This window comes from Bradyrhizobium sp., from assembly GCF_004799405.1.
Taxonomy (GTDB): domain Bacteria; phylum Pseudomonadota; class Alphaproteobacteria; order Rhizobiales; family Xanthobacteraceae; genus Bradyrhizobium.
The window spans coordinates 1-13,590 of the sequence record NZ_SSMW01000102.1 but is presented as its reverse complement, the minus strand read 5'-3'; the positions used below and the strand labels follow the sequence as shown (position 1 = coordinate 13,590).

Genomic DNA, 13,590 nt, shown 5'->3' with positions numbered 1-13,590 from the left:
TTCTCTCGACCGGCTGTCAGTGGCGCGCGATCCCGAAAGACCTGCCGCCGAAAAGCTCGGTCTACGACTACTTCGATCTGTGGACATATGACGGCACATTGGAACGAATCCACTACGCGCTTTATGAGCAGTGTCGCGAACGAGCGCAGCGGGAAGCCAGTCCGACCGCCGCCATCATCGACAGCCAGAGCGTGAAAAGCTCGGAAAAAGGGGGGCGTGCATTGATCCGCACGGGTACGATGCGGGCAAGAAGCGGCACATTCTTGTCGACACATTAGGCCTCCTGCTCCATGCCATCGTTCATCCGGCCCGACATTCAAGATCGCGACGGAGGCGTTCTCGTCATGGCGACACTGTTCGGGATGTTTCCCTTTTTGAAGACGCTCTTCGCCGACAGCGGATATTAAGGACCGAAATTTGCGAAAGCGCTTGCAAAAGTTCTGCCGCATCTCGACATTGAAATCGTCAAACGTTCCGATCAGGTCAGCGGATTTGTGGTGTTGCCCAAACGCTGGATCGTTGAACGCACTATTGCGTGGCTCAATCGCTGCCGAAGGCTCGCCAGGGATTGGGAGAATCTCAACCGAAAGGCGCTCGCGTTCTTGCGCCTCGCATCAATCCGCCTCATGAAAACTATGCAATCCGGCCTGAAGTCTCCGAACGGACTCTTAGAGCGTCGTTGGTCAAGGTCTTGTCGGCGATGATGCGACCGATCTCAGGGGAATGAACCGCGATGGCGGTGCCGCGTTTTTTCGCGGCGCGTTCCGCCTCGACCAACGTATTCCACCACTGCAGGTCTTTTCTGGCCTGCACCTCACCCATACAGCAAGATAGCAGCATCGTGTTCCCGACCAAAAAGTATGAAATCGCGATTAGGAGTAGTGACGAAGCTGGACGTCTAACCCCGCGAGGTTTTTTTTCAAATGGCGGCAAAAAATAATTATAGGTCATCTTGCCGCGACCTAAACGGTCGCTTACGCCAACGAACGCTATAGATATTCCCATGTGCCAATTCACCGACGCTCTTGGCGCGCCTTGTTCAAGTGCTTGACTAACTCGTTGACAAAGCACTCGGCAGATCGCTTTGGGAGGGAATCAGACAAAAAATCATTTACAATCAGTTGTCGGAACAGGGGCATTAGATGTGGCCGATAGGCACCAGCGTCGAATTTGAAGCCGGTCTCGCAGACAAGCAGGCGAGAACTGTGTTGCTCCGGCAGGATATCGTGTGAAAAAAAACCGAGCCCCAGAACATTCGCAATTTTCTCGCATAGGTTTTGGATCGCGCCCAACTGGGGCACTACAATGCGTCGATACAGACTGTTCCAGAGGGACGCATCGAGCGTAGTATCCGTGTTGTGCACCGCCGGATTTCCATCCTCCACGGGACGCATTCTGACCCAGACCGAAACGCATTGGCTTCCCGCCGCCATCACCCGCAACGAGACGTAATAAAGTCGTCCGTTGTGGTCGTGCCGGGTATCAATCCACTCTGTGTTGTATCTGCTGGCGTCAAGCGGGGCGCCCGGATCCAGAACCTGCACGGGAGCGCTGGAGCCGATGTTTTCGTTTGAAAACACCTTGAAGGGTGCATGCAAAGTAGCAGTCGGCACGCGAACGGGTACATCAATGCCGCCGGCTGCCAGAACTCCGTTTGTTGATGACTTGTCGGCAATCAATCTCCCAATTGCGGGAGCGTTGACCAAAAGTGTATTCCGCGCGCGAGCGGCGACCTCAGCATCTTCGATAGTTTGCAGAAATGCCGGATTCTTTTGGGAACGCACCTCGCTATAAAGCAGAATTGCAGCATCGTCCCTGTGGCGCGAAAAGATAAATTCGCCATAAGAATAATGTCGAACCTTGCAATCAAGGGCCGCAAGAGTGCGTTCGAAGGGCGGCAAGAAATAATCGTAAGTCATCTTGCCGCGACCTTTTCCGTCGACTGCGCCAACGACTGCGATGGATAGTCCCAACTGCATCACCTTGTTCTTTGAGCCCAACGTTCCACCACGAACATGCGACTGGAAATCGTTCAACATATGTCGAGTATTCCAGCGACGAAAAGGAATATCACGCGCTATCAATCGACCCATACTGATTGCAGAATACCTATTCTTCGCTCTCAGATTCGGAAAAGGCATTGCTGCACAAGGCCCTTGCGGTATGCAGAAGTGTCGTGGTGCAAAGGACTGCCTGGTCGCGGAGGTTCAGCTTACCACGGCTGCCGGTGCAGCCGGCAAGTAGCGCACCTGCGCCTTGCCGCGCCTTTTCAGTCGGACCGGCAGGACATCACGGCGGATATCCTGGGATTGATGTGGCCTCAAATGTGGCCCGCTGACCCTCTGTTGTGTTCGGCCCTTCGCCGTATGATCTTAGGCAACTCGATAGCAAAGGCTTCCGCCGACTTCCTTGGAAGGATGTCAGAAAGGAAGTCGTCGAACACGAGTTGACCGCGTAGCGGCATCATATGGGACCGGGTCGAACTATCGTTGAATTTGAATCCGGTTTCGCAGACCAGCAGTCGCCCCGTATCTCGCTCCGGCAGAATATCGTGCGAATAGAACGCAAAGCCCAAGCCGTCTGATATCTGCCTGCAAATGACGCGGATTTTCTCGGCTTGTGGGGTGACAAGCCGTTCGTACATCGTATTCCACAGTCCGGCATCGAGCGGCGTATCGGTGCTGTGAACCGAGGCGCTTCCTTGTTCGACCGGCCGCAGGCGCAAGTAGATGGAAATGCAATGCGGGCCGACAGCCATGACGCGCAACACGACGAAATAGCGCTGGCCTCGGTGCTCATGAACCGTATCGATTAACTCGGTATTGTATCGTTTTTGATCGAGGGAACGACCAGCTTCGACGACGCTCGTCGGAGCCTGGGTGCCTGCAATTTCGTTTGAAAAAACCCTGAACGCCGCGACGCTTTGTGAGACCATGCGCGGTGTCGCGACGCCACATTCGACGAAGGCGCGATTCGTCCGCTTCTTGTTTGCCACAATACGTCCTATCGAAGGGTCCTGCACGACCGGGACCTTTCGCGACTGAGCCGTCTTGGCCGCGACGTCGATCATTTCCCAAGTTGATGTCCGCTCAGCGTGGCCCTCGCTATAAAGAAACACGGCAGCGTCTGGACGCCGATCGGACAAAATGAAGTCGCGAAATGAGCAATGGCTTACGGCGATGCCGCGGGCCAGGAGCTCGTTCTGAAACGGCGGCAAAAAATACCTGGCCTCTATCTTACCGCGCACTAGGCCGTCGTTGACTCCAACAATCGCGATTGAGCTTCTCATGCAAGCATTAAACTGCGATTTAAGGCTATTGGCTAGCGACGATAAGGGTGGAGACGACTACGAGCGGCTGGCGCGGCCAAGGTCCGCTGTGGGGCGCGAACGAACATTTCAAGTAGTTTCAGCACTTTAGCTGGCAGGAGTGGCAGGGCTCGAACCTGCGACCCCCGGTTTTGGAGACCGGTGCTCTACCAATTGAGCTACACTCCTGTGGGACCCCGGCGTCGCCGCCGATCCGCGCCGTTTCAAGCATAGGGGGCGTCCGGATTGCAAGGGCGAAGCCGTCAACTGCAAGGGCGAAGCCATTAACGGCCTGTTCAATCGGGGCATTCTGGGTCAGACTTGCCGTCAAACCAGCCAGCAACAAGAGCAAGGGAGAGATCATGACCCCGCAGGCCGCCGCCAGGCACCCCGCCGCCCCGCAAACCCCGCCGCTTCCGCAAGCCAGGCCTGAAACACTCGGGCTCGCGCCTTTGCGATTGCAGCGCCTGTCGGACGCGTTCAAGCGCGAGATCGACAAGGGAACCCTGCCTGGTGCTACCGTGATGGTGGCCCGGCGCGGCCAGATCGGCTGGTTCGAGGCGCTGGGAAGGCAGAGCCCGGAAGCCTCCGCGCCGATGGCGCGCGACACCGTCTTCCGCATCTTCTCGATGACCAAGCCGATCGTCTCGGTCGGCATCATGATGCTGCTGGAAGACGGTCATTTCACGCTCGACGAGCCCGTCGCCAAATTCATTCCGGAATTCGCCGACCAGAAAGTTGGCGTCGAGAACAACGGCAAGCTTGACCTGGTGCCGCTGCAGCGTCCGATGACGGTTCAGGATTTGTTGCGGCACACCTCAGGCATCACCTACGATCATACCGGTAACGGCCTGGTGCAGCAGCTCTATCAGCAGTCGCGGCTGCGCAGCCGCAAGATTAGCAATGCCGAGCACGCCGCGATGGTCGCGAGCCTGCCGCTGAAGTGCCAGCCCGGCGCGGAATGGAACTACAGCCGCTCCACCGACATCCTCGGCCGCATCATCGAAGTCGTCTCCGGCAAGACCCTGGGCGCGTTCCTGACCGAGCGCATCCTGGCGCCGCTGCAGATGGCCGAGACCGCGTTTCACACGGGCGAAGAGAACGCCGGCCGGCTCGCCGAGCCGTTCGCAACCGATCCGTGGACCGGCGCCAAGGTGCAGCTCTTCAACATGCTGGAAAAGCCGGTGATGGAATCCGGCGGCGGCGGCCTGGTCTCGACCACGATGGACTACGCGCGGTTCTGCCAGATGCTGCTCAACGGCGGCACGCTCGACGGCGTCAGGCTGATCGGCCGCAAGACCCTGCAGTTGATGGCGTCCAACCATCTCGGCCCCGGGGTCAAGGTGGAATCCCCCCTGATGCCGCCCGGTCACGGCTTCGGCCTCGGCTTTGCGGTCCGCACCGATCCGGGCATCGCGCCCTTCCCCGGCTCGGTCGGTCAGTTCTTCTGGAGCGGAATGGCCGGCACGTTCTTCTGGATCGATCCCGCCGAAGAGATGTTCGCCGTGTTCATGATGCAGGGCCCCGGCCAGCGCCAATATATCCGCTCGCTGCTGCGGAGCCTGGTCTACGCCGCGGTGGAGTGAAGCGCGGCGCATAGTTCCGCCGTCATGCTCCGCGAAGGCGGGGCATCGAGTACGCCGTGACATCTCCTGGAATCGAGACGGCTGCGTTTACTGGATCGTCCGCCGGAGCCTCGGGCGGCGCATTGCGCCGACCCGGTGGCGGACGATGACAAAGACTTGCTCTCAACTGATCGTCGCGCCGCCATCGATCACGATGGTCTGCCCCGTCATGAACGTGCCGGCGGGCGAGGCCAGGAACACCGCCGCACCCGCGATTTCGTCCGGCTCGCCGATCCGCAACAGCGGCGAGCGCGCGGTGGAGGCTTTCAAGGTCTCGGGATTGTCCCACAAGGCCTTGGCAAAATCGGTCTTGATCAGGCCGGGCGCGATGCAGTTGACGCGGATGTTGTGCTTGCCGTACTCGCAGGCGAGATTGCGCGCGAGCTGCATGTCGGCGGCCTTTGAGATCGCATAGGCGCCGAGCACGGTCGAGCCCTTCAGGCCCCCGATCGACGAGATGATGGTGATCGAGCCGTCCTTGCGCTCGACCATCTGCGGCGCCACCAGCGCGATCAGCCAGTGATTGGCGACGATGTTGTTGTCGAGGATTTTGCGAAACTGGTCGTCGGAAATTCCGGCCTGCGGGCCGTAATACGGATTGGACGCGGCGTTGCAGACCAGCGTGTCGATCTTGCCGAAGGCGCGGTTGGTTTCCTCGACCAGGTTTTTCAGATCGTCCTTGGTCGAGATGTTGGCGGCGACCGAAAGCGCCACTTTCTTGCCGGCCTTGTCGTTGATCGCCTTGGCCACCTCGTCGCAGACCTGCTGCTTGCGCGAGGAAATCACCACCTTGGCGCCATGCTCGGCCATCCGCTCGGCGATGGCGCGGCCGATGCCGCGCGAGGAGCCGGTGATGACGGCGACTTTCCCGGTCATGTCGAACAAGCTCATGTCTCACTCCCCTGTGATCCGGCTGACGCGCCGGTTGCATTTTCGGGTTCAGCCTACGCAAGTTTGGTCGCAGTCGCCACTTCCGGCCCGGCCGGCTGATACATCGCGGCGTGCGACACATCGGCCATCCACGGTTGCTGGTTGACCATCGGCAGCCGCCAGACGCTGCGATCGGGGCTTGCGAAATGATCGAGCCGCGTCACCGAGCAGTTGTCGATGTCGAAGGCAAGGCCCTGCTCCGGCAGGTCGCCGAGCGCCAGCCCGATCGCCGCCTTGATGGTGCCGCCATGCGCGACCGCGATCACGTCCTTGCCCGCATGTTCGCTGTTGATGCGTTCGATCGCGCCGCGCACGCGATTATAGAGGTCCATGAAACTTTCGCCGCCCGGCGCAGGTTCGTCGATGGCGGCGAACCAGTGGCTGCCGATCGGCCGGGTGGCGAGAAAGGCCGCGCGATTCATCCCCTGCCATTCGCCGAGATGCTGTTCGGCCAGCGCGGCCTCGCGCAGCATCGCTAGTGGCCTGGGAAATCCGGCGGCCCAGATCGCATCCGCGGTCTGGTGCGTCCGCTTCAGGCTGCTTGCGTACCACACCGCATCGCGCGGCAGGATCTTCCCGACCGCCTCGAACACCACGCGGTCGCTGGTGTCGCAGCCGAGGTCTTTCTGGCCGTAGATGCAGCCATTGTCCTCGCGCACCGGCGCGTGTCGCACCCACCACCAGCGCGTGGTCACGGCGCGGCCGGATGACTTGACTGGATTGGACATCGCAGGGACCCTTCAATACTGTTCGATGTCGCTGTACGTGAGAGCGCGCGCCGTCTCAAGTCACATCTCGAATTCCGCATGACGGCAAACGCTTGAACCGCGCGCTTGAATTAAAATCATAAGACAACAGGGAGAAACCCATGGGCCGCCTCGAAGGCAAATCCGTCATCATCACCGGCGCGGGCAGCGGCATCGGGCGCGCGGCGTCGCTGCTGTTCACCAAGGAAGGCGCCCGGCTGATCGCGGTCGACCGCGCCGTGGGCGTCAAGGAAACCGTCGAGCAGGTGAAGAAGGCCGGGGGCACCGCGCAGGCCGTGATGGCCGATGCGGGTTCCGAAAAAGACGTGATCGCTTTCATCGACAAAGCCGTTGCCGCCTACGGAAGGCTGGATGCGATCTGGGCCAATGCCGGCATCAGCGGCGGCCTGGTGCCGATCGCCGAACAGACCGTCGAACACTGGCAGGAGATCCTGCGCATCAACCTGATCGGACCGTTCCTGGCGATCAAATACGCGATGCCGCACATGACCAGGCAGAAGTACGGCTCGATCGTCTGCACCGCGTCGGTCGCAGGCCTGAAATCCGGCGCCAGCGGCCATCCTTATGCGGCGAGCAAGGCCGGCGTCATCAGCCTGGTGCAGACCACCGCCTATTCGCTGTCCGGCACCGGCGTGCGCATCAATGCGGTGTGTCCCGGCCTGATCGAGACCGGCATGACCAAGCCGATCTTCGACAACGCCAGACAGCGCGGCACCGACGGCAAGATCGGCCAGCTCAACCCCTTGAAGCGCGCTGGACAGCCGCACGAACTCGCCGCGATGGGATTGTTCCTCGCCAGCGACGAGGCGTCCTACGTCAACGGCCAGGCGATCCCGGTGGATGGCGGCCTGACGGCGTCGATGCCGTATGCGGGGAAGCCGATTTAAGGTTTGCCTACCGCCCGTCATTCCGGGGCGATGCGAAGCATCGAGCCCGGAATCCATACTCCCGATCGTGGTTACGGATTCCGGGCTCGCGCTGCGCGCGCCCCGGAATGACGAGAAAATGAGCAGGCGCGACCATACGCGCTTCTTCCCTTACTTCGCCCCGGCCTTCTGCGCATAGGCCCACGAATCCCGCGCCAGCGGCACGGTGCGTTTGGCCGACTCCATCGCTTTGGCGCTCGCCGCGGTGCCGTCGCGGATACGGCCGGCGATTCCTTGCGTGATGCCGGCGAGCCGGAACAGGTTGTAGGCAAAATACCAGTTCAAATCCGGCACCGCGCTGCCGGTGGCGTCGCAATAGATTTTGGCGGCTTCCTCCATGCTCGGAATGTTGAGCGCCTTGAGGTCGGCGTTGGCTAGGCCAGGCATGGTCCATTGCATCAACAGATAGGTGAAATCCGCCATCGGATCGCCGAGCGTCGACAGCTCCCAGTCGAGCACCGCCCGCACCCGCGGCTCGGTTGGATGGAAGATCATGTTGTCGAGCCGGTAGTCGCCGTGCACGATCGAGACGCGCTCCTGGTGCGGCACCGTCTTCGGCAGCCACTCGATCAACTTCTCGACCTCGGGAATGTGCTCGGTCTCGGACGCCCGGTATTGCTTGGTCCAGCGGTCGACCTGGCGGGCGAAATAATTGCCCGGCCTGCCGAAATCGCCGAGCCCGATGGCCTGCGGATCGAATTGATGGAGCTTCGCCAGCGTCTCGATCTTGCTGGTGAAAATCTTGCGCCGCGCATCCGGGGTCTGGCTCGGAAGCAGCGGGTCCCAGAACACCCGGCCCTCTTCCATCGACATGATGTAGAAGGCAGCACCGATCACCGTGTCGTCGGTGCATAGCGCATAGGCCTTCGCAACCGGAAAGCCCTGCTTGCCGAGGGCAGCGATGACCTTGAATTCGCGATCGACCGCATGGGCCGACGGCAGCAATTTTCCGAACGGCTTGCGGCGCATCACATAGGAGCGGCCGGGAGTATCGAGCCGGTAGGTCGGGTTCGACTGGCCGCCCTTGAATTGCAGGACGGTCAGCGGTCCCTGGTATCCTTCGACATGATCGCGCATCCAGCCGTCGAGGCGCATCTCATCGATGCGATGGCGCTCCTCGACCGGCTTGGTGCCCGAAAATTCCTCGTCTCGCCTGACGCCGTCGGCCACGATGACGCTCCCTCGGATTTGCTGGGGAGCGCCTTCGACGCTCCCTTTAATGCGATGTGGGAGCGTTGGCATACTTCCGAAGTTCAAGTCTGGCAATGGCGCGGTTGTGGACCTCGTCGGGACCGTCGGCCAGACGCATGGTGCGCATCGAGGCATAGTCCCGCGCCAGACCGGCATCGTCGGAAACCCCGGCGGCGCCGAACGCCTGGATGGCGTTATCGATGATCTTCAGCGCCATGTTGGGTGCGGCCACCTTGATCATGGCGATCTCGAGCTGCGCGGTCTTGTTGCCGACCTTGTCCATCATGTCGGCGGCCTTGAGGCACAACAGCCGGTTCATCTCGATGTCGGTGCGGGCCTCTGCGATACGCTGCTCCCAGATCGAATATTCGATGATCTTCTTGCCGAACGCGGTGCGCGACGACAGCCGCTTGACCATCTTCTCCAGCGCCTCTTCGGCCTTGCCGATGGTGCGCATGCAGTGATGGATGCGGCCGGGGCCGAGACGCCCCTGCGCGATCTCGAAGCCCCTGCCCTCGCCGAGCAGGATGTTGCCAGCGGGAACGCGGACGTTCTCCAGCAACACCTGGGCGTGGCCGTGCGGCGCGTCGTCGAAGCCGAACACCGGCAGCATCTTTTCGACCGTGATGCCCTTGGTGTCGCGCGGCACCAGGATCTGCGACTGCTGCTGGTGGCGCGGCGCGCTCTTGTCGGTCTTGCCCATCACGATCAGGATCTGGCAGCGGGGATCGCCGACGCCCGACGACCACCACTTGCGGCCGTTGATCACGTAGTGATCGCCGTCGCGCGTGATCGAGGTCTCGATGTTGGTGGCATCCGATGACGCCACCGCGGGCTCGGTCATCAGGAAGGCGGAACGGATTTCGCCGTCCATCAGCGGCCGCAGCCACTTCTTCTTGTGCTCCTTGGTGCCGTAGCGCATCAGCACTTCCATGTTGCCGGTATCGGGCGCGGAGCAGTTGAACACTTCCGAGGCCCAGCCGATGTGGCCCATCTGCTCGGCGAGCGGGGCATATTCCAGGTTGGTCAATCCCGCGCCGCGGAATTCATCGTCCTCGTGCGACGAGGGCGGCATGAACATGTTCCAGAGGCCTTCGGCCCGCGCCTTCTTCTTGAGGTCTTCCAGGATCGGGATGGTCTTCCAGCGCGCGCCCTCGGCGTCCTGCTGCTGGTAGATCGGCACCGCGGGCCGGACATGCTTGTGCATGAACGATTCCACGCGGTTGAGCCATTCGCGCTGACGGTCAGACATGGTGAAGTCCATCGGGCTTTCCTCGCTTTGTGTTGAGATAGATCTTTGGCGGCACTGTCTCCCCGCCGCCGGTCGGCCGCAAGGCCAATCTTTGAGACTGTTCCTGCCTCTCCTGCACGCTCCAGGCCGGGGATCCCCGCGCATCCGCGCATTGACTTTCCCGGCTCAAACGATAGTTTCATACAAGCGTTTGAAATGCAATACGATGCCGCGCAGGCCAAAATGCCATCAGACCACACCAGGACCGCGATCCTCAACGCCGCCGAACGGTTGTATGCCGATCGCGGTTTCGCCGACGTCACGCTGCGCGACATCGTCGCCGCCGCCGGCGTCAATCTGGCGGCGGTGAATTACCATTTCGGCTCCAAGGACGAATTGATCGCCGAATTGTTCGTCACCCGCAGCCTTGCGACCAACCGCGAGCGGCTCAACGAACTGAAGGCGGCGGAAGCGGCCGGCGGCGGCCGCGCCGACATCGACGATATCCTGCGCGCGCTGGTTGGACCCACGCTGCGCGGCTGCCTCGGCCCCGACCGCGAGCGCTCGGCCGCGGCGCGCTTCATGATCCGCGCCTCGATTGAATCGGTGCCGCCGATCCGCCGCATCAAGAACCGCGAAATCGACCATTTGCGGAAATTCGCCGCCGCGATGCGCCGCTCGCTGCCCGGCCGCGACCAGGTCGAACTCTATTGGGGCCTGCATTTTGCCCTCGCGATGGCGCACCAGACCATCCGCGACAGCGAACGGCTGACCAAGCTGTCGGAAGGATCGTGCGATCTCAACGACGTTCCGGCGATTATCGAGCGCATCGTCGCGGTGTCGGTGCTGGCGCTGACCGGCGGCGAGGCGCAGCACAAGGCGCCGGCCAGACTGGCAGCGCGGGACGCCAGATAACCCCAGGCCGTGCCGGCTTGCATCGTTTATAACCCCCTCCTGTTGGAACCATTTGGCGCCAAAGCCGTTTGTGCCGGTTAGGGCGGGAGTGCGTATGGCCGGCAGCAAGAAACTCGAGCGAAACCTTTATGAGAGCGAGCGTAATTTTCGTCTCCTCGTCGAGGGCATCACCGATTACGCGATCTACATGCTGGACCCCGAAGGCCACGTCGCCAACTGGAACAAGGGCGCCGAACGCATCAAGGGCTATAAAGCCAAAGAAATCGTCGGCCAGCATTTTTCGCGGTTCTACACGCCCGAGGATCGGGCGGCCGGTCGCCCGCGCAAGGCACTGGAAACGGCCCGAAAGGAAAAGCATTTCCTTGCCGAGGGCTGGCGCGTCCGCAAGGACGGCACGCGTTTTTTTGCCTCGGTGGTCATCGATCCCATCTACGAGAAGCGCAGGCTGGTGGGCTTTGCCAAGATCACCCGCGACATTACCGAACGCCAGAACGCGCTGACGGAGCTTTTGAAAAGCGAGAGCCAGTTCAAGACGCTGGTCGGCGGCGTCACCGATTATGCCCTCTACATGCTCGATCCAAACGGCATTGTGGCGAACTGGAACGCCGGTGGCGAACGCATCAAGGGCTATTCAGCCGCGGAGATCGTCGGCCAGCATTTTTCGCGGTTCTACACCCCGGTCGACCAGGCCGCGGGAAAGCCCGCCAGGGCCCTCGGCATTGCCGTGGAAACCGGCCACTACGAGGAAGAAGGCTGGCGCGTTCGCAAGGACGGCTCGTTTTTCTGGGCGAGCGTCGTCATCGATCCCATCCGCAACGACGCCGGCGAGCTGATCGGCTTTGCCAAGATCACCCGCGACATCAGCGAACGCAAAGCGGCCGAAGAGAGGCTGTCCGCGATGCAGCGGCAACTCGCCGAGTCGCAGAAATTCGACGCGCTCGGCCAGTTGACGGGCGGCGTCGCCCACGACTTCAACAATCTCCTGATGATCATTTCCGGCAGCATCCACGCGATCCGCAAAGAGGTCGCGGGCGAAAAGGCGCTGCGGGCCCTGCAATCCATCGACCGCGCTTCCCAGCGTGCGGCGTCGCTGACCCGCCAGTTGCTCACCTTCGCCCGGCGGCAAAGCGTGCAACCGCAATCTATCAAGCTGTCCGAGCGGCTCGAGTCGCTCCGGGATGTACTGAGCAGCGGGCTCGGCAGCGCGGTGTCGCTGACGATCGATGTCGCCGACGATGTCTGGAACATCGTGGTGGATCCCGGCGAATTCGAGACGGCGCTCCTGAACCTCGTCATCAACGCCCGCGATGCGATGCCCGACGGAGGCACGCTGACCATAGCTGCGAAAAACCTGCCGGACAAAAATCAGGTCGCGATATCGGTGGAAGATACCGGCGTGGGAATCCCCGACGACATCGCCGCAAAGGTGTTCGATCCGTTCTTCACCACCAAGGCGGTCGGCAAAGGGACAGGTTTGGGCCTGTCCCAGGTGCATGGCTTTGCGCACCAGGCCGGAGGAACCATCGCGCTCAAGAGCGTGCTGGGCAGCGGCACCACGATCACCATGTGCCTGCCGAAAGCGACCACGCAAGCTATGAATGGAAAGGGCCAGGTGTCCTTGAAGGGCAGCGGGACCGTCCTGCTGGTCGAAGACAATCCCGAGGTCGCGAATGTCAGCACGGGCCTGCTTGAGCAACTCGGCTACGCCGTGCGCTGGGCGACCAATGCATCGGCCGCGCTCGCCGAACTGGAAAAGGACGGCATCGATATCGTGTTCAGCGACGTCGTGATGCCCGGGAAGATGGACGGGATTGCGCTCGCCAAAACCATTCGCAGGAAAAAACCCGAGATCCCCATCCTGCTGGTGACGGGATACAGCGCGTCGACAAAAGAGATTGGCTTGCAGTTTCCGATCCTGCGCAAGCCCTACCAGTTGCACGAATTGAGCCGCGAGCTGCAGAAACTTGCCCTCAACTAAAGCAAGATGAGTTTTGGTTCGATCGATTTGTCCCGCTGGCCCGGCCACCTCTCCCATAGGGAGAGGTCGGCGCGTAGTGCCGGGTGAGGGATTAGGGTCTCTCGTGAGAGCTGCGCCCCCTCACCCGATTTGCTGCGCAAATCGACCTAGCGCTAGGTCCTGGCCGCGCGCTTACTCCACTCCTACGAAATGCGCATGGAGCGGGTGAAGGGAATCGAACCCTCGTATTCAGCTTGGAAGGCTGCTGCTCTACCATTGAGCTACACCCGCGCGCGGCCGATCCACTATCACGCTCCGCTGGTGGCCTCAACCTCCATGCGCCCGCGCCCTGCCCTTAACAGGGCTCGATTCGCCGCCTATACTGCGGTTTCCATCAACACAACGAAGGGAGGTGATCCAGTGTCTTTTACCAAGCGCTGTCACCTCGCTGGGATCGCCCGCTAGGCCCTTAAAGGCTCGGCAACAGGGCGCTCTCAGCGCCTGGACCAGCGAGTTACAAAAGTTGGGACGCGACGGGGAAATCCCGTCGCGTCTTTTTTGGTGGCTCCGTGGCATAGATCGAACCGCGACAAAAAGCGCGCGAACGACGCTGCTGTTTGAAAATCGAATCGCCGATGATGCGTCGTCCCTGCTTGAGTGCGGTCTTTCGTGTTGCCGGAGTGTTTCGCGGGGCTCATTTCGGCACGCCCAATCTTGAGTGAGGCCCATCACAGTCCCGCG

At 61.3% G+C, this 13,590-nt stretch carries 11 protein-coding genes, 2 tRNA genes and 1 pseudogene; 5 read left to right on the top strand and 9 right to left on the bottom strand.

Going from position 1 to position 13,590, the window contains the following annotated elements:
• A pseudogene (locus tag E7813_RS16115) lies at nt 1-651 on the top strand (IS5 family transposase); the annotation flags it as partial.
• On the opposite strand, the gene E7813_RS16110 reads toward E7813_RS16115, so the two are convergent.
• The 4 genes from E7813_RS16110 to E7813_RS16095 form a co-directional block, all read right to left on the bottom strand.
• Nucleotides 634-1,005, bottom strand: coding sequence for a hypothetical protein (locus E7813_RS16110; RefSeq protein ID WP_291575496.1), 372 nt, complete (start codon nt 1,003-1,005; stop codon nt 634-636). The pseudogene E7813_RS16115 and the gene E7813_RS16110 sit on opposite strands and share 18 nt — an antisense overlap.
• An 8-nt stretch (nt 1,006-1,013) precedes the next feature.
• Nucleotides 1,014-2,039 carry a hypothetical protein gene (locus tag E7813_RS16105; protein ID WP_291575495.1) on the bottom strand — a complete coding sequence of 342 codons (1,026 nt, stop codon included), beginning with the start codon at nt 2,037-2,039 and terminating at the stop codon, nt 1,014-1,016.
• 281 nt (nt 2,040-2,320) lie between these two features.
• Nucleotides 2,321-3,289, bottom strand: a complete 969-nt coding sequence (locus E7813_RS16100; protein WP_291575494.1) for a hypothetical protein — start codon at nt 3,287-3,289, stop codon at nt 2,321-2,323.
• 131 nt (nt 3,290-3,420) lie between these two features.
• A tRNA-Trp gene (locus E7813_RS16095) sits at nt 3,421-3,496 on the bottom strand.
• Between the two features lie 173 nt (nt 3,497-3,669).
• Between E7813_RS16095 and E7813_RS16090 the strand changes: the two genes are divergently transcribed.
• Nucleotides 3,670-4,893, top strand: a complete 1,224-nt coding sequence (locus tag E7813_RS16090) for a serine hydrolase domain-containing protein (protein WP_291575493.1) — start codon at nt 3,670-3,672, stop codon at nt 4,891-4,893.
• Nucleotides 4,894-5,055: 162 nt separating this feature from the next.
• Here E7813_RS16090 and E7813_RS16085 read toward each other — a convergent pair whose 3' ends face one another.
• Nucleotides 5,056-5,823, bottom strand: a complete 768-nt coding sequence (locus tag E7813_RS16085) for an SDR family oxidoreductase (protein ID WP_291575492.1) — start codon at nt 5,821-5,823, stop codon at nt 5,056-5,058.
• A gap of 53 nt (nt 5,824-5,876) precedes the next feature.
• Nucleotides 5,877-6,590 carry a histidine phosphatase family protein gene (locus E7813_RS16080; protein ID WP_291575490.1) on the bottom strand — a complete coding sequence of 238 codons (714 nt, stop codon included), beginning with the start codon at nt 6,588-6,590 and terminating at the stop codon, nt 5,877-5,879.
• A 140-nt stretch (nt 6,591-6,730) separates the two neighbouring features.
• Here E7813_RS16080 and E7813_RS16075 point away from each other — a divergent pair, with 140 nt between their 5' ends.
• On the top strand, nt 6,731-7,516 hold the full coding sequence (locus E7813_RS16075; protein WP_291575488.1) for an SDR family oxidoreductase: 786 nt from the start codon (nt 6,731-6,733) through the stop codon (nt 7,514-7,516).
• 150 nt (nt 7,517-7,666) lie between these two features.
• Here E7813_RS16075 and E7813_RS16070 read toward each other — a convergent pair whose 3' ends face one another.
• Both E7813_RS16070 and E7813_RS16065 read right to left on the bottom strand, forming a co-directional pair.
• Complete coding sequence (locus E7813_RS16070) at nt 7,667-8,725, bottom strand: phosphotransferase family protein (RefSeq protein WP_291575486.1); 1,059 nt, start codon at nt 8,723-8,725, stop codon at nt 7,667-7,669.
• A 46-nt stretch (nt 8,726-8,771) separates the two neighbouring features.
• On the bottom strand, nt 8,772-10,010 hold the full coding sequence (locus tag E7813_RS16065) for an acyl-CoA dehydrogenase family protein (RefSeq protein ID WP_291575484.1): 1,239 nt from the start codon (nt 10,008-10,010) through the stop codon (nt 8,772-8,774).
• 210 nt (nt 10,011-10,220) lie between these two features.
• Between E7813_RS16065 and E7813_RS16060 the strand changes: the two genes are divergently transcribed.
• Together E7813_RS16060 and E7813_RS16055 are read left to right on the top strand one after the other, a co-directional pair.
• Nucleotides 10,221-10,892, top strand: a complete 672-nt coding sequence (locus tag E7813_RS16060; RefSeq protein ID WP_291575497.1) for a TetR/AcrR family transcriptional regulator — start codon at nt 10,221-10,223, stop codon at nt 10,890-10,892.
• A gap of 94 nt (nt 10,893-10,986) precedes the next feature.
• Nucleotides 10,987-12,870: a PAS domain-containing sensor histidine kinase gene (locus E7813_RS16055; protein ID WP_291575482.1), complete on the top strand. Its 1,884-nt coding sequence runs from the start codon at nt 10,987-10,989 to the stop codon at nt 12,868-12,870.
• A 196-nt stretch (nt 12,871-13,066) separates the two neighbouring features.
• Here the strand turns inward: E7813_RS16055 and E7813_RS16050 are convergent.
• A tRNA-Gly gene (locus E7813_RS16050) sits at nt 13,067-13,140 on the bottom strand.
• Between the last annotated feature and the right edge of the window lie 450 nt (nt 13,141-13,590).